Origin of the sequence: Pseudomonas idahonensis (genome assembly GCF_037903935.1) — a bacterium.
Taxonomy (GTDB): domain Bacteria; phylum Pseudomonadota; class Gammaproteobacteria; order Pseudomonadales; family Pseudomonadaceae; genus Aquipseudomonas; species Aquipseudomonas danubii.
In genome coordinates, this window is sequence record NZ_CP149586.1 from 4,073,574 (window position 1) to 4,091,044 (window position 17,471).

The 17,471-nt window shown below is 61.2% G+C and carries 13 protein-coding genes; all 13 read right to left on the bottom strand.

The window, feature by feature from the left end; genetic code table 11:
• Nucleotides 1-14: 14 nt before the first annotated feature.
• The gene (locus WIN67_RS18475; RefSeq protein WP_339069815.1) at nt 15-1,604 is read right to left on the bottom strand and encodes a type VI lipase adapter Tla3 domain-containing protein; all 1,590 of its coding nucleotides are present in this window, start codon (nt 1,602-1,604) and stop codon (nt 15-17) included.
• Nucleotides 1,604-3,778, bottom strand: coding sequence for a T6SS effector phospholipase Tle3 domain-containing protein (locus WIN67_RS18480; protein WP_339069816.1), 2,175 nt, complete (start codon nt 3,776-3,778; stop codon nt 1,604-1,606). The genes WIN67_RS18475 and WIN67_RS18480 overlap by 1 nt, the downstream gene beginning before the upstream one ends.
• Complete coding sequence (locus WIN67_RS18485) at nt 3,775-4,275, bottom strand: hypothetical protein (protein WP_253086046.1); 501 nt, start codon at nt 4,273-4,275, stop codon at nt 3,775-3,777. The genes WIN67_RS18480 and WIN67_RS18485 overlap by 4 nt, the downstream gene beginning before the upstream one ends.
• A 171-nt stretch (nt 4,276-4,446) precedes the next feature.
• Complete coding sequence (locus WIN67_RS18490; protein ID WP_110596511.1) at nt 4,447-4,941, bottom strand: hypothetical protein; 495 nt, start codon at nt 4,939-4,941, stop codon at nt 4,447-4,449.
• Between the two features lie 3 nt (nt 4,942-4,944).
• Nucleotides 4,945-7,992, bottom strand: a complete 3,048-nt coding sequence (locus tag WIN67_RS18495; RefSeq protein ID WP_339069817.1) for a type VI secretion system Vgr family protein — start codon at nt 7,990-7,992, stop codon at nt 4,945-4,947.
• Between the two features lie 76 nt (nt 7,993-8,068).
• Complete coding sequence (locus WIN67_RS18500; RefSeq protein WP_339069818.1) at nt 8,069-9,130, bottom strand: serine/threonine-protein kinase; 1,062 nt, start codon at nt 9,128-9,130, stop codon at nt 8,069-8,071.
• Nucleotides 9,127-9,855 carry a PP2C family protein-serine/threonine phosphatase gene (locus WIN67_RS18505; RefSeq protein ID WP_102881484.1) on the bottom strand — a complete coding sequence of 243 codons (729 nt, stop codon included), beginning with the start codon at nt 9,853-9,855 and terminating at the stop codon, nt 9,127-9,129. The genes WIN67_RS18500 and WIN67_RS18505 overlap by 4 nt, the downstream gene beginning before the upstream one ends.
• On the bottom strand, nt 9,855-13,382 hold the full coding sequence (tssM, locus tag WIN67_RS18510; RefSeq protein ID WP_339069819.1) for a type VI secretion system membrane subunit TssM: 3,528 nt from the start codon (nt 13,380-13,382) through the stop codon (nt 9,855-9,857). Before tssM ends, WIN67_RS18505 begins: the two co-directional genes overlap by 1 nt.
• Nucleotides 13,383-13,396: 14 nt before the next feature.
• A complete protein-coding gene (gene icmH / locus WIN67_RS18515) occupies nt 13,397-14,266 on the bottom strand; it encodes a type IVB secretion system protein IcmH/DotU (RefSeq protein WP_102881486.1) in 870 nt (289 codons plus the stop codon).
• Nucleotides 14,267-14,271: 5 nt separating this feature from the next.
• A complete protein-coding gene (gene tssK / locus WIN67_RS18520) occupies nt 14,272-15,603 on the bottom strand; it encodes a type VI secretion system baseplate subunit TssK (protein WP_339069820.1) in 1,332 nt (443 codons plus the stop codon).
• A complete protein-coding gene (gene tssJ / locus WIN67_RS18525) occupies nt 15,603-16,106 on the bottom strand; it encodes a type VI secretion system lipoprotein TssJ (protein ID WP_102864955.1) in 504 nt (167 codons plus the stop codon). Before tssJ ends, tssK begins: the two co-directional genes overlap by 1 nt.
• Nucleotides 16,107-16,111: 5 nt before the next feature.
• Nucleotides 16,112-17,308, bottom strand: coding sequence for a type VI secretion system-associated FHA domain protein TagH (gene tagH, locus WIN67_RS18530; RefSeq protein ID WP_339069821.1), 1,197 nt, complete (start codon nt 17,306-17,308; stop codon nt 16,112-16,114).
• Between the two features lie 17 nt (nt 17,309-17,325).
• The gene (locus tag WIN67_RS18535; RefSeq protein ID WP_102864953.1) at nt 17,326-17,466 is read right to left on the bottom strand and encodes a type VI secretion protein; all 141 of its coding nucleotides are present in this window, start codon (nt 17,464-17,466) and stop codon (nt 17,326-17,328) included.
• Nucleotides 17,467-17,471: the final 5 nt, after the last annotated feature.

Sequence of the window (17,471 nt, forward strand, 5' to 3'; positions counted from 1 at the left end):
TTGATCAGCCAGCGCTAGAGATCATCCATCCAGTTGTCCTTGGGCCTCAGCTCAGCCAGAAACTCTTCCAGCGTGTAGTCCTCTTCCACAACCGGCATCCGCGATGCGGCAGGAGCAGCCGGCGCGGGTTTTACCGAGGCGCCGTCGTCATGGCTGGCGGTTTGGGGCATCAGGTTGATGCCAAATTTGTTGCCAACGGGCTTTTGCCCAGGTGTCGGCGAGGTGATGGTGATGAGGGTCGCTTGATCCTTGCGACGCAGAGGCATGACCACGCTGGTGTCGGCATTCTGGTAACTGGCCATGGTGGCCAACGCGATGCCCACGAACGGCGAGGCGGCGCCGGTATCACCCAAACGCTGGGTCAGGTCGTAGCCCTCGCGGGAGTCGAGCAAATCCAGCGAGCTGCGGGCAGCCGTCAACGCGGGCAGCAACTCGGCCAGTGGCGTGCTGTTCAGGCCGCCGTCGTAGAACACCCGGGCCGGTGAAGGTGTAACGGCATCAGTGGCTTTTTTCCAGCCAGTGGCCAGTTGAGCGGTCAAGGCTTCACGCTTGAGGCGCTCGCCGTTGTCCGGGCGCTGCAGGGAAACCGTGACCGGGCGATGAATCCTGGCCAGCACCGGCAAGGCGTCCCATTGTTCAAAAGCGCGCTCGGTCCAGGGTTGCGGGATGAACTCCGAAGGTTGGAACTCGAAAGCAGGTTTACGCCAGCCCCAACCGGTGAACTCGGGATCGATCTTGTTCTGGTTGACCTTGGTGAAGGGAGCGTAATAGCGCAGCCACTCGACACGTTCGGGGCGGCCGACGACTAGGGCGACCATTGAATCTGTGAGCTCCCCAGGTTGTCGAGGGCCGGTTCCAAGTCCTATTGGCTTATTGCCTTTCGTTGTCAATGACAGCGCCATGTTGAAGCCTTCATTGACGTACACCAGCAGCGCCGGGAGGTCTGGGTGCTGTTCGAATAGTTGGAACAGGGACTCCATGACGCCCTCGGGAGTGTCGTTGCAGACAATGCCGTCCTGTAAGTTACGAATACGATGCCAATGTAGTCCAGCAGGGGTTCGCATGTTATTGACCATGACAGACAAGCTGCGCTGAGTTCTTTCAGGCGAGAAGCGAAGGTTCGGTGTTTTAGGGTTCCAACCTCGAACCACAGTGACGGTAGGAATCGGCCATTTCTCCAGAAAGTCCCTGAGCCCTAACTCAAGCGCATCGGCTTCACGTTTTTCAGAGGCCGTATCTTTGTCATCAGCAGTGACTGGGTACTTCTTTGGATCCATGGGCAAGATACTGCCTACGTGCAGTGACTCCGTTTGCTTCGCACTCTGCTCTTGCAAAGCCTGCCAGGTCTGCCCTTGACGAAATACATCCAGGCTTATGCCGATGCTGAGCACATCCAGGGTTTCTAGACGAGGTGAGGTAGTCGGTGCTCGGTAGCGAGTATCAGCAGACATATCAGCGGTCTTCTTGGTTAGAGGGTAGGCAAGCACGGGCGTCGCCGGGTTGGCAAAACAGCGGGTCAGCGTTAATGGAGTTTGCCCGGCCAACGTTGAACAACTGACCAGCAGCAGGCTGGCAATACTCAAACTGATAAATATCGAGCGCATCAGATTACTTCGCCTCCCTGGCCAATAGGCTTGCCAGCTTTTCGCTCCGCCAAGGTCTGCGAGAACACCAAGGAGGGCATGTTGTTCACGACCGTGGTTGGTAGCGTGCCAGTTGTTCGGTATCTAGCTGTGGCATCGATAAGGTCTCGATTTTTCTCTTCCTCTTTCTGATAAAGCATCTCCACCGCTTCATCTGGAAAGTCGTGGTCAACCTCCGAGTCAACTTGGCTCCTTCCCTTTGCTTTCGTGTTTTCCCAATCCAACCGCCAATCCGCCACCCGACACAAATACGCATAAAACGTCACATCATCCACGCTCTCCCCCGCCCCAATCGCCACGTCATACGCCAGCACTCGACGGCTGTGTTCAGGGTTGTTTGGAATGGCCGAGTGGAAAGACAGCGCCTCTTCGTGCTCCTTGTCCTTGCCGCCACTTTGCAAGCGCATGCGTGCCTCGTAGGGTGTTTCCGAACGCGTCACCAGCACCTTGCCGTCATCGGTCGCTCGGGCGGCAAACACGTGGGTGGTTTCAGATATCTCCTTGCCTTCGTTGAGGGCCTTTTGAACGCTGGCAATGTCGCGTCCGTGCTTGAAGGCGACGGCCTCATCGATCGCCTCCAGCCGGCTGTGCCGGGTGCTTTCGGGGGTCCAGGCTTTATTGCTGATCGCAATCGCGGCGTCGATGGGCGCCAGTTTGTCCTTGATCTGATAGACACCGCTGTTGGAGTCCGCTCCCGGCATGACCACTGTGCCATCGGCGTCAAAGTTGGTTTCAACGGGCACTGGCAATAACGGTGCGGTCAGCATCACCGACTTCCCTTGCTCAAGGGAGGCGCGGGCCACGGACATCCGCTGCAGGCAAGGCAGACCGGTGTCTTCCCAGGTGTCCTCCCCCTGAAGCAGCAATGGGTAGGCATGGGGCGGCGTGTGCAAACCGATCAGTTCCTTTTCGCCACCGCGCTTGCGCAGGGTAAAGATTCGCTGGTGGAAACTCAGCGGCAAGGTACGACGCAATGGCTTGCCATACAGCTGCTCGTCAACACCCTGCCAGCCGATTCCCTGGACGTTGGCCAGGCCAACGGTCTGGTCCTGTGGAGTGAAATACAGGTAGACACTGCCTCGGTTGTCGCGCTCGTTGAAGGCAATGCGCTTGGCGTCAATCGTGGTTTCGCAGGCGCTGCCGCCGCTCCAGCCAGGCCCGCCAATAGCGCCATAACCCTGGCAGTTCTTGAGGGCGATGCTCGACAAGGCCGGGTACGGATTGGGCGCTGCGGTAATGAACTTCAGGATGGCGTCAAGCGTCGCCAGGCGGGCCTCGGCCGTCTGCTGCGCGCCGAAGCCCTGAAGCTTCTCCATGTTGGGTTCGCGCAGGCTGTAGGGCGAGTTGATCATCACCACGCCGTCGGCCGGCCGCACCTTGTCATCATTGAGAAAGGCATGGGCCAATAACGTGATGAGCGTGCCTTGGCTGTGGCCCACCACATTCACCGTGTCGTTGGGGTAGCGCTTGCGGATGATCCTGATCAGCATCGCCAGACGCATCGCCGCCAGCACCATGTAGCGACGTCCAGGCGCGGAGAACAATGGGTGAGTCAGCTCGCCGGCAAGCAGATTCAGGGAGATGAAGCCAAACAGCTTGCCGTTGAAGCCCTTGCCCCACATGTCCGGCAGGTTGGTGGTGGCATTGACGAAGTGCCCACCCTCCAGGGTGCCCGCCTTGTCCAGGCGGTTTCTGTTACGATCCATCCACTCGCCGTGGGGCGCATCCTTGATGATGTGCTTCTCTTCCTCGCGAAAGCCCCAGTAGAACGGAATGACCACGCTGCGGGCGTCGGTGCCATTGGCCGCCGCGGCGAACTTGCGTCGGTAGTACACCGCGTCAGGGTTGCTGGCCTTGCCCTCATCGTCCTCGGGCAAGCTGTAGCTGGCCGGACGCAGAAAGCCCGGATTGCTCACGCCATTGGGCAGGGTCGGCGCCATGTCCAGGCGCTCGTTGAGCCCCTCGCACAGGCCGCGCTCGATGCGCTCGTAGCAACCGGCCAGGTCGTTGACGCCGTGCACCACGATGGTCACGCAGGGCTTGGGGGGTGGCGCGATCAGGTGCACATCGCCACCGCCTGGCAGGGTGATCGCTTCAGCGGTGCAAATGGTCCTCATCCGTACGGCGTCATTCATCGTGCAGGTCCTCCTTGATGTTGCGCTGCGATCCTTCGAGCCCGACAGTCTGCGCGGGTCAGGACGCGCAAGGCGTCAGATTTTTCTTCCAGGCAAAACTCGGTAACGGTGTTGTCGACCGTCTGCTGGTGCAGTCGGCTCCGCTCGTTGAAATGGATGAACAGGTTGTAACTGCCTCCTGGTTGTAAAGCCTCATGTCTGAGAACCCTTACGGTTGCTCCCGGGTAGTTGCCAAACAAGGTGAGATCCGGCTGCTGCCAACCAGCGGGGAGCGCAATGTCCCATATCGTTTCATCGCAACGCTGAGCACCAAGGCGGCAGAGAAGCACATGCGTAATTTCTAGATTGTTGGTTTCAGCCAACAGGGGACGCAGATCAACGACAGGCTGGTTATCCCTGATCAAGACTGGGGTCGCTGACGGCATTCTGGAAACGGCCTGGACAGAGGTTGCGATCAGGGCGATCAACAAGAATAAAGGCGATATATCAGACTTCATGACTTGGTACCCTGACGCAGTTTTTTCAATGTGAATTCGATTTTTGCCAAGGACTCAGTTGCCCCTTTGGCCGACGTCGGCAGCCCTCATCTGCAGCTCATCTTTGATCGTGCTTATCCTCATTGAGGCATGAACAGCAAGCATCCAGATTACGGGCTACACCCCATCGATTCAGGGCAGTGATTGCCGCTCTTCGGCATTTCTTCGAGCCAGGCAAAGCGCCGATTCCTGGACTTTTACCCCCTCCCCTTCGTCTATCAGACAAAACTCCAAAAAGGTGCTGGAAACTGTTTGTTTATGCCAACGACCGCGCTCCTTGAAATGAATATTGAGGTTGTAACTACCCCCCGGCTGCAGCGCTTTGCGGTTCTGCGTTCTGACCAGAGCACCGGGGTAGTCGCCCAACAACTCTATTTGCGGCTGAATCCAGCCGTCGGGAAGGTCAATATCCCAGAGCGTTTCGTAACACTTGCTGGCGGTCCGACGGCAGAGAAACACATGGGTGATCTCCAGGTTGTTGGTGTCCGCCAACAGAGGTCGAAGGTCCGCTATTGGACGACCGGAATTGATCGTCACTGGAGTTTCCGGAGGACGTTTGGACACGGCCCATGTTGGCCATGGCATCAGCAAAACCCCACAGAACACAGCAAACATCAGGCCTTTCATCGTTCAATACCCCGCCGGGAAGTTGCCCAATACAGGCTTGAGCTTTGTCAGTACCTGAGTGTTTCCAGATTCCAGGCCTTGGTAGTAATCACGCACAATGTCTCCTTGCTGCTCGATGTTGTAGTCCTTGAGCGTCTTCCCAGGCTCCACCTGATACTGGTACTGGTCTCCTATCAGGAACTGCTTTGCCTGCTGATAGGCGCCTACCAACAGCACATTGACGCCGTGCTGGTGTTGCCATACGTGGGTCATTTCGTGAATGAACAAGCCCCGCTCATCGGCCGGCAGCAGGCTCCAGTCGGCCACACCTCGCAAGTCCTCCCCAAAGTAGATGTGCCCGTTGGGGGCCATTACGTAGTTCTTGCCCTGCCACGGCACATAGTCCTCATCACGCAATCGCACCTTGTCGTAATCGATAGAGTCGCCAAACACACGTTTCGCCAGAGTGATTTCTCCCTCCGTCAGGGCCCGCCCTTTTTCACTATCAGGTTCGGAGAAAACCTTTGCCACGAGAGCGGCCGCTCCCACTGCTGCAGCGGCCGCGACCAGCGGCTTGCTCGAACGCTTCATGCTCACCTTGGCAATACTCATGGCATCTTTCTGCAGCAGCTGCGTTGCGCCTTGCGCATCGGTCACGCCTTCGACGATTTCACCATTGGCCAGGGTGATCTTGTAGGGCACGTTGGGCATGGCCGACTGACCATCAATCTGCTTGAGCTTGAAGCGCCGCTGGGTATCGCCCACGTTGAAGTTCGGCAACTGCGCCGCAAGACTGGCCCCGCCCAGCAGACTATGTTTGGCCGCCTTGACCGTGAAATTCCCCGGCATACCCAACTCGATATTGCCGCCCTTGAGCGTCAGGTAGGCCCCGCCGCACATCAGGGTGATGTGTTCCTTGGCAGACACCAGCACGTGCTGCTGGCCCGCGCTGACTTCCACACTCTGATCCGCCTCCAGGCGAATGCTGTTCTGTTGCGCCTGCAGCAGCATCGGCCCCTGGTGGGTGATGTGGCGCATCTCGCCGCTCTGGGCGAACAGGCCCAGGTCGCTACCGGCGTTGACCACGAATTTCTGCCCCGAGGTGAGCTGCTGATTCTGCTGGGCGACGCTGTCGATATGCTCGCCCGCCGCCAGGGTGACGCTCTGGGGAGACACCGCGGCGATGCCCGCCTGGCCACTCAGGGCGATGGCCGGGTTGCCGCCGTTGCTCTGCTGCGACTCGTCGTTGGCGCCATGCCCCAAGTCGTGCACCGCTTCGCTGAGGGTTTGCTGCGGTTGGGTGTCGTGCCCGACGCCTTGGTGGTCTTCGGCGTAGTCGCCCAGCCCCTTGGCCAGTTGCAGCGCGGCTTCCAGCACTTGAATGGCCGCGCCACGCTGCAGCTGCCCGGCATTGGCCTGCAGTTGCGCTTCGGTACTGAGCAGCAGCCCCTTGGCCGCGCGCAAGGCGCCGCGCTCGTCGGTGCGCAGTTCAAAGCCTTCGCCACGGGGTGCGCCACCTTCAGGCCGGGGATGGGTCAGGTACCCCAGGTGCAAGGCGCTGCTGCCGTGGTCGCTCATCAAGGCGGCGCTGATCTGCTGGGTGGTGTCATCGATGCGCAGTTCGTTGGCCCGGCTGCCCTTGTGTTCCTTGCTCTTGAGGGTGTTGAGCGTCTTGTGATCCGGCAGGCGGTAGGGCGGCATATGGCTGGCCCTGTAGGTGCGTCCGGTGATGATTGGCTGGTCACAGTCGCCATCCAGGTAATCGACTATGACTTCCTGGCCAATGCGTGGGATTGCCATATGGCCCCACTGCGCCCCCGCCCAGTTCTGTGAAACCCGCACCCAGCAGGAACTGAAGCCGTTGTGCTTGCCCTCGCGGTCCCAGGGGAACTGAATTTTCACCCGGCCATATTCGTCCGTGTGGATTTCCTCGCCTTCCGGGCCTACCACTGTGGCTATCTGCGGGCCATCAATGACCGGTTTGGGCAGTGGCCTCGGCCGCCATTCGCAGTCCTCGGCAATGATCTGGGCGCGGAAGTCGTAACTCACGCCCATCTCGGCGCCAGCGGCCTCTTCTTGCTGGCTGGCGTGCTGAATCCCTTTGTGGATGATGCGCACCGAGCGCCACCAGCGGTTGAAGTCACCCCGCGGGTGCCCGGTCAGTTGGAAGGAAAACCCCGGAATCAGCCGCGGATCATCCCCTTCCACCGTCGCCACCCGGGCATCGCGACGATGGCCCAACAGGCGGTTTTGGGTGAAGGGTTGGCCGACGGCGCTGCTCTTGTAGCGGCCCGGATAATCGTAGCGCTCATAGCGCTGGGCCTGATGCTCAAGGTCATCGCCGAGCATTCGCTGCTGCTGGTCGAAGGCCGGGCGCTTGAAGCTGTAGTCGCGCTGCGTCTGCTCGGCGGTACGCACGTTTTCCGTGTAGCTGAAGGCGTACAGCACCGGTTGCGGGGCATCCCCGGCCGGTTGGGTGGTGTACAGCACCGGCCCGCCCTGGATGCGCTCCTGGACGTACAACTTGTCACCCTGGACCAGGGTGTGGGCGTTGGCATCGTGTTTGAAGAAATAGAACAGGCCTTCCTCGGTGGACAGGCGGTCGAACAGATAGAGGTCGGTATCACCGGCCTGGACGCAGTATTCACGCGGCGCATGCGGGGTGTGGATATAGGGCTGGTAATCAAGGACGCCGTGCTCGTCGAGCACCGACTTGAGGATCTCGGGCACCGTTTTCTGCTGATAAATACGCCAGTCGGAACTCAGGGCCAGCCGTGCCAGTTGCGGCTCCACCAGCAGGCGGTAACGGGTGCGGCGAAACCCGGTTTTACCCTGGGTGAAGCTGCTGACCAAACCATGGACATGCCGCACCTGCAGGCCGCCCTGCCAGATCGTCAGCAAGGCCGGCTGGTCGAGGATCTGGCCAAAATCGATGGCACCGTTGTCGCTGGCCAGTTCGAGCGTCAGGCGAAAAGGCTCGGACAAGGCCTCTTCCAGGGTGAACTCGACGACCTCGAACGCCACCTGTGCGGTCAGCACGGAAAACGTGAACTGCAAATCCCTTTGACGCATGACACACATCTCCACTTAGAGAACCATTGGCCTTCCGAGCCCGACGAAAAAGACCGGAACCCTCCCCACTCACGGGCTATCTTCTGCATCGCGACATCCAGCGCGATATCCAGGACGGTTGCGCGCCCAGCGCCTCACGCAGTGCCTGAAGGCCGTCGCTACGCTCCTCCACATTGAAGGCCAGCGCCGCTCGCAGGGCGGGCCAGCAATGCCCCGGAAGATGCTTGGGCGCCTGCAGGGTGCGCTCCAGTCGCTGATCACGCGCCTGGGTCGACGGCAAGCCTCGGAAGGGATGCTTGCCAGAGGCCAGTTCAAAGATCACGCAAGCAACGGCATACAGATCGGCAGCGGCCGACAAGGCACCGCCCTCCAGCAATTCGGGGGCAGCGTAGCCCGGCGTCCAGGCATTGAAGCGACTGCGGCTCAAGTGAGGCAGGCCAGGCAAGACACCTGCCTCGGCCTGACCCAGGCCGAAGTCGAACAGGCGCACGCCCTCTTCACCGAGCATCACGTTGCTCGGCTTCAGATCCCCATGCAGCACGCCGCGCCCGTGGCTGTAAGCCAGGGCGTCAAGCAGCGGCACGGCCACCTCCTGCAAGGCTGTCCACGGCAGGCCCGTCGGGTGCTCGCAGAGCAGCTTGTCCAGCGTCAGCCCGCGCATCAGCTCCATGGTGATGAACGCACAGTGACATTGGGCATCCACTTCAAAGCTGTGCAAACGCACGATGTTCGGGTGGCGCAAGCGGCGCGTCAGGGCGAACTCGCTATACAGCACCAGGCCCGCATCCGGCGACTCGGAAAACTCCTCGCTCAACACCTTGAGGGCGATGTAGGGGTCGGGGTCGCCAAACTGTTCATGCAGCAGGTCGCGCGCGCGATAAACCGTGCCCATGCCTCCAGCACCGAGCAGCCGTTCAAGACGATAGCGACCCGCCAGCAATAGCGGCAACGCACCTAACGGCGCAGTTTGCGCAGGTTTGGCTTTGCCACGCTTTCGCGCCCGGCTGCGGCCCTTGCCCCTGGGACGCGCCACGGCAGGCGCAGCAGGTGGGGGTTTGACGAAGGCGAAATAGGTCAGGTCGCCGGCCTCAGCCTCACCGGCCAGGATGCGCTGCATATCGGGCTTCATATCCGTCATTGGCGGATCACCACGGCCGTCAGGTTGTCTCTGGCTGCGCCGCGCAATGCCCCTTCAAACAGGCGCTCCAGGGCAATCCGTGGCGACGCAAGGCTCAGCGCCCGGCCCAAGGCATCTCTGGTAAGTCCTTGGTAAAGACCATCGCTGCACAGCAGAAAAACATCGCCCGCATGGACCTCGAACTCCAGCACATCCAGGGCCAACCGCTCGCTGGCGCCTACCGCGCGAGTCAGGGCATTGGCGTCGGGATGAGCACTGGCCTGCTCCGGGCTCATCCGCTGCTCGTCCACCAATTGCTGCCTCAGCGAGTGATCCTTGGACAGTTGATACAGGCACTGCCCACGCCACAGATAACAGCGGCTGTCGCCCGCCCAGATACAGGCCGCGCGGTTGCCTTGCAGCAACAGCGCCACCACGGTGCTGCCAACAATGCTGTCTTGGCGCCCCACACTGACCGTCAACTCCTGGCCAAGGCGCCGGTTGAGCCAGTGCAGGCATTGGCGCAAGTCATTGAGCCGCCCCTCGAAACTGTCATGCAGCGACAACTCCGCCAGGCTGGCGACAATCAGCTGGCTGGCAACATCTCCGCACTGGTGACCGCCCATGCCATCGGCGACCACCCAGAGCCCCTGCTCCGGGCAATCGAGAAAGGCATCTTCATTGCGCAGCCGCACCTTGCCCGGGTCGGTCCGTGCGGCGCTGCGCCAGGTGCCGGCAACCGACATCAGAGCTGCGCCGGCATACGGAATGAGCGCAGCACGCCCATGTCGAACGGATTCGGCGTGCGCTGGCTCAGCAGCAGATAGTTGGCACGCAAGCCACCCAGCTCAGCCTTGAGTACCAGCACATCACGACCGGTCAGGTATTCGGTCTGCATCAGGTCGAGCAGACGGAACAACGACCAGGGCCCGGTGTTCTTCTCGATACCGATGGGCCGGCCGACCATCTTGTCCAACACCAGGCTGGCACGCCCTTCTTCAGCATCGGTGGGCCACTTGAAGGACATCGGCACAATGGGGCCGTGCCGGTATTCCAGTTGCCGGTTGCCAAAACGGAACTCGGCACGACTCACCGCCGGGTCGAGGGTGTAGGGCTCAAGCCTGAACTGCACCTGGGGCTCGGCCGGGTTCTCGGCGAAGAATCCCTGGCGAATCACTTGCGCGGCGACCATCTGCTCAAGGTACGCCTTGTTGATCGGCAGGCTTTGGCCGTCGATGCTGCGCAAGCGGTAGCTACCCGGATCACCACTGACGAAAGGTCGTATGTAGGTGTCGAAGAAGCGCTCGGCGATGCCCTGAGCCTTGAAGAACTCGCGAAAATCGTTGATGGCCACATCGCTGGTGCTATGGGCATTGAACGGATAGCGCTTGCGGATCGCCTTACCGTAGAAACTGTACAGCTCGCTCTGGTATCGCTGGTTGAGGTACTGGTACGAATCATTGAGCACCAGGCGCCAGGCGTCCTCGGCCAGCGTGTTGAACCACAGGCTCACCGGACGCGGCAGGCGCACCGAGGCATTGCGCAGGCTGCTCAGGGCATCGCGCTGGCCGCTCATGCGCGCCTTGGCCATTTCAAAGGCAGCCTGATCAGGCTGGCTGGCCCGCGCCAGGCTGGACAACTGCAGCTGCAGGTCGTTGATTGCCAGCAACGCTGGGGTCAGGTCCGCCGCCGGGCCGTTGTTGTCATCCAGCAACCGGTGCAGCGGCTCGAAGCGACGTTGCAGCGCCTTCTTCGCCGTATCCGGCAGACTCTTGGCCAAAGCCTGTCGGGCCTTCCCTGCGACAGCAGCCAGCCCCTCGCCCTGCGCACCCGGCGCTGCATCCCCGGTTTTGCCAGCCTGCGCCGTCTCGTCGGCAGGCTCCAGCACGCTCTGGAAGCGGGTGTTCTCCCGGATCTCCACCAGCAATTGCAAGAGCGGCGAGTTGGCCGCGGTCAGACTGGCCAGTTGTTCGGCCCCATCGCCAGCATCGTTGAACGGCGGCAGGCTGACCCGACCCAGGGCTTCGCTCCAGTGGTTGGCGTAGTCGCGAAAGTACAGTTGCTCCAGCTCGACCATCAGCCGACGCAGATCCATGCCACTGATTCCCGAACCTTCGCCCAGCACCCAGTTGTCACGCAGGATATCGGTGACCAGCGCCGTGCCCTGGATCGAAAAATACTGCTGATAACCCTGCTGGGTATAAAAACCCGGGATCACATAGTCAGTGCCGACAAACAGATTGCCTTGTGGCCCCAGGTGCTGGCTCAGACGGTATTGCGGCAAGCTGCGAGCCTGCTCGCGCAGCACTCGGTAGACCACGTTGGCCAACGATTCGCTGCGCAACACCTGACGGGCCTGGCTCACCAGAGCCTCGTTGAGCGGATAGCTGAATGGCAATTGGAGCAGGCGTTCGAAGTGTCCATTCAGACCGTTCTGCAAGGCGCTGTTGCCGGCGTAGCGGTTCGACCATTCTCGCGCCACCCAGTCCTTGAGCAAGGACGGATCACGGCGATCCTGCAGGTTCAGCATCAGATACGCGCGCAAGCTGTTGAGCAGGCGTTCGCGATCGCGCATGTTGGCGCGAACCTGCCCTTCGAGCATCTGCGCAACCCTTGGCAACAGTTGCTCCTGCAACTCACGCTCATAGGCACGCAAGAGCACCGGACGACTGGCATCGCCTTGATACAGCCCGACACGCTCATGCAGCGGCACCTCGCCCCCGGGCGCAAAGACCTGGGTGGCCGCATAACGAGTGTCGAGGGGTTTGAGCAGGGCCTGCGCGTCATCCCGCGCACTCAAGGCCGCGCGTTGCTCACTCCAGCTCTGCGCCAGTGAACGCAGTTGCTCCAGGCGCCCATGGTTGGCCGAGAAGCTCCCCGCCCACAGCATGCCAAACACCGCCAGGGCCACCAGGGCGCCCACGTACAGGGCACGCTGGCCCCAGTGAATGCGTCGGCGCTCGCGTTGGTCCAGGCCGGCCAAATCGGCCTCGGGAAAAATCACCCGGCTCAACAAGTGATGAATAAAGCGCGAGCGACCGCCGCGCAGGGTCGGCAGGACGGCAGCCGACATGCCCAGGGTCGCGCCGATACTGGCCGTGTCTTGATCGAGCTGTTCGATCAGGTGCGGCGCACTGGTCAGGTAGAAGCCCCGCAGCTGGCTGGGCCGCTGATAGCGGTTGCCGGTGAATGCCATGTCGACGAACAGGCACAAGCGCTCTCCGATCTGTCCCAATTGGTGTGGGAAGTCGAGAATGCGCCCACGCCGCTGGGTGTCTCGCTCCTGATGCATGCGCATGATCACCTGGCTGTTCAAGCGCCGCAGCAACTCCTCGAACTCCTGGCGAAGTACTGCCACATCGGTGCCGCTTTGTTCCTTGCCAAAGCTGGCGCCGAGTACCTGATCGCTTTCCTCACGGCTCATGTGATCAAAGAACTCGTCAAACCCCGCCAGTTGGTCGGCCTTGCTGAGCACCAGGTAGACCGGGACATCGACATGCAATTTCTGATGAACATCCTGCAAGCGCATACGCACCTGCTGCGCCAGGGTCTCCAGTTCCTGCTCGTCGGCGCTCAGCAGTGCCGCTACCGGAACCGTCACCAGCACACCATTGAGCGGGCGGCCACGACGACGCTTGCGCAACAGACCCAGCAAGGTGTTCCAGGCACTGGCGTCGACGTCGGCGGCGCCTTGGCTCAGGTAGCGGCCGGCCGTGTCGATCAGCACGCCATGTTCGGCGAAGTACCAGTCGCAGTGACGGGTGCCGCTGGTGTCGCGGGTCAGCTTGCGGCCCATTTTGTTGAGTGGAAACTCCAGGCCCGAAAAGTCCAGCAGGCTGGTCTTGCCGCTGCCTTGTGGACCGAGCAGCAGGTACCAGGGCAGGTCACTGCGCCAACGCTCGCTGCGACCGCGGTACAGGCTTGAGGTCTTGAGGGTGCGCAGCGCGTCCTTGAAGCGCTCATGGAGCTCTTTGTGCTCCTGGTCGATCAACTCGTCGCGCTGCATGCGCTGCTGTCCGGCCTCGCTGTCTTCGACGGCTTTCTTGCGGACACCGGCGCGCCAACTGACAAAGACCATCGCCAGGCCCCAGATCAGGAACAACGCACTGATGGTCAGCAGACGCGAGGTTGCGCTGGCCCAGAACTTGTTGTCGTTGACGGCCAGTAGCGGCCCGACGAACCACACCAGCAATGCCACACTCAGCACCAACAGCAGCGTCCAGACCCAGGTCTGACGCAGCAAGGCGCCGGCTTTCTTGAAGAAGTTTTTCATCACACGTCCCTGTCTTACTGCTGGGGCTGGACCACCACCGGGTCAAGCGGTTGATACGTCTGCAACAGGCTTTCGCGCTGCTGGCCCAGCACCCAGGCAAACCCCGAGTACATCACCAGCAGGCAAACCACGGTGAACAGCGCAACCATCCACCCCGGCACAATGCGCACCAGGCTGCGACGCTGATCGCCGAGCCCTTCCCAATGTGGCGACAGCTCACGAGGCACATCGCCACGCAGCTGGCGGATCTGCCGGTACAAGGCGTCGCGAATCCCCTCAAGCTCGAGCACGCCGCGGGGAATGACCCGGTACTTGCCCTCGAACCCCAACGACAGGCACAGGTACATCAGCTCCAGCATCGGCAGATGCTTGACCGGGTTCTTCGACAGCCGATCCAGCAGTTGGAAGAACTTTTCGCCGCCGAAGGTTTCGTTGTGAAAGCTGCTGAGCAGACTCATTTGCGACCACTGGCTTTCATTGCCCCAAGAGGTGCTCACCACCGCCTCGTCGACCACGGTGCACAGCACATAGCGGGCGGCCATCACCTGGCTGCTCAGCGCACCGTCCTGCAGGGCTCGCGCGTCGAACTGCCTGAGGCCGGCACTCAGGCGCGTATTGAGTGCACGCAAGTCTTCAGCCGCCTCGCTGTGCTTGAGGCGAACCACTTCCGACAGCAGGTCGGACGCCGCCGCCACGAGCGGGTTGAGGCTGACGCTGAAGGATTGCGCAGGGCCCAGGCGTGCGGCATAGATCATCCGTTCCTCTAACTGCTCGAAACGGGGGGGATCGGCGAAGTCGGTCAGCGGGTTGCGCGCCGGGCCATGCCCAAGGCGGTCAAGCAAAACGGTTTTATCGTCCTGAGGGTGTTCCAGATCCTTGATCATGTCGTTCAGTTCCTGATGGCCCAGAATTTCAGTTCAAGCTCGGCGAACTCACCGGAGACGTGGAAGGCGAAACCGCCCGAACGCTCCAGTTGCGCCAAGTCCTCGGGACTGAGGTCGAGGATGAAATAGGTCTTGTTGGAGTGGAATGCGATCTGTCGCGGCGCCACCGGCAGGGGCCGGACCTTGATCCCCGGCAGATGCAGGTTGACCAGTTGCCGAATGCTTTCCACCGGCCCGACCTTGAGGTGCGACGGCAAGCGATGACGCAGTTCTTCAGAGTCGCAGTTGGCACTGGCCGCAAGCACGAACGACGCCGACTCCAACAGCTTGTGATCATGCAGCGGCGACACCAGCACCCCGTACTGACGGGCCTGCAGCACCAGTTCGATGGCGTGCTGCTCAAGCACCATCGACAGTACCTGGCGAATGGCGTCCATCAGTTTGCGAAAGCTCGCCCCCTGGTCGCTGTGCTGATAGCGGCTGTCCAGCCGAGGGCGCTTGCTGTCACTGGCGAAAGTCGCCAGCTCCCCGAGCATGACCAGCAGCGAGCGATAGAGCTCCTCCGGATGGACATGTTCAAGATCCAGGTAATGGCGCAACAGCAGTTCGGTGCGGTTGATCAGTTGCAGCATCATGAAGTCGCCCACCTCGGCACCACCGACCTTGCCGTTGGAGCGAATCCGCTCGGCGATGGTGTCCCCCCGATGACTGAGCATGCTGATGATCTCTTTCAGGCACGAAAGCAGATAGGTGCTGGCATGGGTGTGCAGGAAGGTCGGCACGAAATCCGGATCGAGGCTGATCACGCCATCGGAGGTGGCATCCATCACTTCACAGACTTTCAACTTCACATAGGCCTGCCCGCTCTGCTGCTCGCCCAGTAGCAGACGGAAGTCCGGACGGGCACAGCTGAGCTGGCTGCTGGAATCATCACCGGCGTTGGAGTCGGCGATTTCCGCCTCGTAGACGATGTAGCGCGCCAGCACATCGGATTGCTCTGCGCGCCGCGCTTCGATGTGGTTGCCCGTGACCAGCGGCAAAGCCAGGTAGACCGGCGTGCTCCCCGTGTTGGGCGGTACATCCAGGGCCAGTGGCTCGGTATCGTCCCCCAGCTCGAACAGGCTGCCGTCCGGCAAGATACCGGAGGCCCGGCTGATCACCAGCTTGCCCATGTTGAGAAACTGCAGATCGATCTCCAGCGCCAGAAACCCCCAACTGTAACTACCCAGCAGCTGGGTACGGGTTTTCATCTGGTAATCGTAGTAACGATCGTTGTGCTGGAAATGCTGAGGCCGCAGCAACATGCCTTCCTGCCAAATGATTTTATGCACGTTCATCAATTGTCATCCGCTTGGGTGGACACATCGTTGCTGTTGCGGATGCCGGACTGGTCGAGGATCAGGCCAACCTCGGTCACCTCCTGCGGGGTGAGCTGCACCACATAACGCCACTGGCTTTCCGGCAAATCACGATAAGCCGCAAGCACGCCGACGAAACGGCTCCCGTCCTCGACCCGCAACTTGAATTCGAGGCTTTCCCCCGGGCGCAACTCCAGCTCTTCACTGGCCACCAGATCCGGTGCCAGGGACTCCCTGGCGCGCTCGTAGAGACTGAAAAAGTCGGCGTTCTCGAACGCGACGGGATGCTTGAGTTCCATCAACCGCACCACGATCGGCGACGCACGCCCATTGAGGTCGGGGTTGAGCCGGTCGCTGGCACTGAGCTTCAGGTTCAGCTTGGTCAGGGTCGAATACGGCGACATCGATGCGCAGCCGGTCAACAGCGCCAAGGCCATGAGCAGTGTCAGGGCCTTGAGTAATGGGTGGGTACGGCGAGACATGCAGGTCATCCTTGATCATCGAGGTGGAGGGTGGAGATCAGGCGGATCTGCTCTTCATAGGCCTGAGCAAAATCCCGCGCCAGCAGGCGCTCGTTCCAGTCGTCGTCCTGGCACAGCGCCTGGTGATAGCGGCGGTACGCTCGCCAGCGGCTACCGGAAGTCGCCAGCAACGGTTGCTGGCCATCGCGCTCGAAACGTAGCGTCAGCTGTTGCGGCGAAAAGTGTTCGAGGGTGCTACGCACTGCGGCGCGGCTGGCGCTGAGCAGCGCCACCTGGTGCGCCTGCAGGTCGCGAAAAGCGCGGGAGATCGCCTGCTCGGCAGACAATTGCCCTGGCTTGTGGTCCAGCAGCAGGATGCCCAGTAGCGCTTCGCAATCCACGGCGAACTTGAGCGGGTTCTGACTGTTGCCCTGGGCCGTGGTGAGGGCCAGGCGCAGCTCGTTTTTCAGCTCGCTACGGGTTCGCAAGCTCTGCTGCAAGCCCCCCATGCTCTGCTTGAACAGCCCCGCGACATTGACTGCCAAGGCCTCGCGCTGATCGTTATCGAGCGCCTGCAGATCCACCCCCAGGACCGCGCCAAAACGCGCCCAGAAAGCCTCACTTTGGCAGGCCGGTGCCTTGGGCTCGGGTAGCGCCTGCGGCTCGGGGGGGGCCACCAGTTCCGGGACCAACAGGCATTCCCTATCGATGCGGGCATAGTCAGCTCGCTGCTCAGGCTCCTGGTGTGGCACATCAAGCGCGCTCAGCTCGTCAAGCTCTGCCCCACTGTGTTCCTGCTGGTCCAATGCGTTGAGCGGGTCGAGGTCTATGAATGCGTTATCCGGAATGATGCTGCCGGCCCGTTGTGGACGACCGGCTTCAACGGCGAAGGCCTCCGGGGCTTGCACCAGGCGTGCACGGATCTCGAAATCCCCCAGCAGGTAGACACTGCCCTGCTCGATACGCTGGGCTTGGCCCTTGCGCAGACGCGCGCCACTGCCACGGTCCTGAATACCGTTGCTGCTGGTATCGGTGAGGAAAAACTGGCCATCGCGATAGCTGACCAGCGCATGATGGTTGGACAGATGGCGGTTGCTATCCGGAATCTGCCACTCGCAATCCCCTGCCCGGCCGATGGTGCCACCCGCCCGCCTGAAAGTTTTGCTGCTCAAGTCCGCCGGCACGAATTGCTTGGCATTGAGCACTTCAAAAACCAGTTCCATGATGCTGCTCCTTGCGCTCACTTGCCGCGATTGACCGCCTGCGGATCACCCAGCGGGCGATAGGTGTCATCGTTGAATTTGTAATTGCCGCTGCAGGCGCCGAGGCCGACCACAACAACCAGGGTCAAGAGGACGGCTTGCCAGTGACGAACAGACATCAGAA

Excerpts from the sequence above, each read along its gene's own strand:
- WIN67_RS18475 (WP_339069815.1), bottom strand. The coding sequence starts at position 1,604 with ATGCGCTCGATATTTATCAGTTTGAGTATTGCCAGCCTGCTGCTGGTC.
- WIN67_RS18480 (WP_339069816.1), bottom strand. The coding sequence starts at position 3,778 with ATGAATGACGCCGTACGGATGAGGACCATTTGCACCGCTGAAGCGATC.
- WIN67_RS18485 (WP_253086046.1), bottom strand. The coding sequence starts at position 4,275 with ATGAAGTCTGATATATCGCCTTTATTCTTGTTGATCGCCCTGATCGCA.
- WIN67_RS18490 (WP_110596511.1), bottom strand. The coding sequence starts at position 4,941 with ATGAAAGGCCTGATGTTTGCTGTGTTCTGTGGGGTTTTGCTGATGCCA.
- WIN67_RS18495 (WP_339069817.1), bottom strand. The coding sequence starts at position 7,992 with ATGCGTCAAAGGGATTTGCAGTTCACGTTTTCCGTGCTGACCGCACAG.
- WIN67_RS18500 (WP_339069818.1), bottom strand. The coding sequence starts at position 9,130 with ATGACGGATATGAAGCCCGATATGCAGCGCATCCTGGCCGGTGAGGCT.
- WIN67_RS18505 (WP_102881484.1), bottom strand. The coding sequence starts at position 9,855 with ATGTCGGTTGCCGGCACCTGGCGCAGCGCCGCACGGACCGACCCGGGC.
- tssM (WP_339069819.1), bottom strand. The coding sequence starts at position 13,382 with ATGAAAAACTTCTTCAAGAAAGCCGGCGCCTTGCTGCGTCAGACCTGG.
- icmH (WP_102881486.1), bottom strand. The coding sequence starts at position 14,266 with ATGATCAAGGATCTGGAACACCCTCAGGACGATAAAACCGTTTTGCTT.
- tssK (WP_339069820.1), bottom strand. The coding sequence starts at position 15,603 with ATGAACGTGCATAAAATCATTTGGCAGGAAGGCATGTTGCTGCGGCCT.
- tssJ (WP_102864955.1), bottom strand. The coding sequence starts at position 16,106 with ATGTCTCGCCGTACCCACCCATTACTCAAGGCCCTGACACTGCTCATG.
- tagH (WP_339069821.1), bottom strand. The coding sequence starts at position 17,308 with ATGGAACTGGTTTTTGAAGTGCTCAATGCCAAGCAATTCGTGCCGGCG.
- WIN67_RS18535 (WP_102864953.1), bottom strand. The coding sequence starts at position 17,466 with ATGTCTGTTCGTCACTGGCAAGCCGTCCTCTTGACCCTGGTTGTTGTG.